Origin of the sequence: Pseudoalteromonas sp. S3178, assembly GCF_005886985.1 — a bacterium.
Taxonomy (GTDB): Bacteria; Pseudomonadota; Gammaproteobacteria; order Enterobacterales; family Alteromonadaceae; genus Pseudoalteromonas; species Pseudoalteromonas carrageenovora.
This window is the reverse complement of sequence record NZ_PNCW01000606.1, coordinates 1-369: the sequence shown is the minus strand read 5'-3', so window position 1 is coordinate 369 and position 369 is coordinate 1. Positions and strand designations below refer to the sequence as shown.

Below are 369 nucleotides of genomic sequence, written 5' to 3'. Positions count from 1 at the left end.
ATACCAAGTGACCCCGGCCATTTCCTCTTCGCCTTTGTTACCATTCTTCCCATGCCAGTCATCGCCTTGCGCGCGCAAAAATACCAAGCGATTTTCTGCCACCCACGACGCATAGGTTTGCTCTTCAAGCGAGCTGATATGATTTATATGTTCGCTTGTTGCTTGCATTGCAGCAATACCAGCGACAGCACAAATACTTAGCGCAACCATGACTTCAAGTAAGGTAAAGCCTAAGCTTTTTTTAGCGCTCATTCTTCAGGTTCCCGCTTCAGCCCCACTGGCGCCATAAATTCGCCTTCGACAAAAAATATTGGCTCCTGCAGCTCTTTATTTTCCACACTTAATCTAAATGCGCTGACTTCACCGGAA

At 46.9% G+C, this 369-nt stretch carries 1 protein-coding gene and 1 pseudogene; both read right to left on the bottom strand.

Annotated elements, in window-relative coordinates:
- Window positions 1-252, bottom strand: a 252-nt coding sequence (gene gspI, locus CWC11_RS22425) for a type II secretion system minor pseudopilin GspI (RefSeq protein WP_138684281.1), incomplete at its 3' end; no start/stop codon positions are given.
- A pseudogene (locus tag CWC11_RS23475) lies at window positions 249-369 on the bottom strand (type II secretion system protein GspH); the annotation flags it as partial. The gene gspI and the pseudogene CWC11_RS23475, both read right to left, overlap by 4 nt.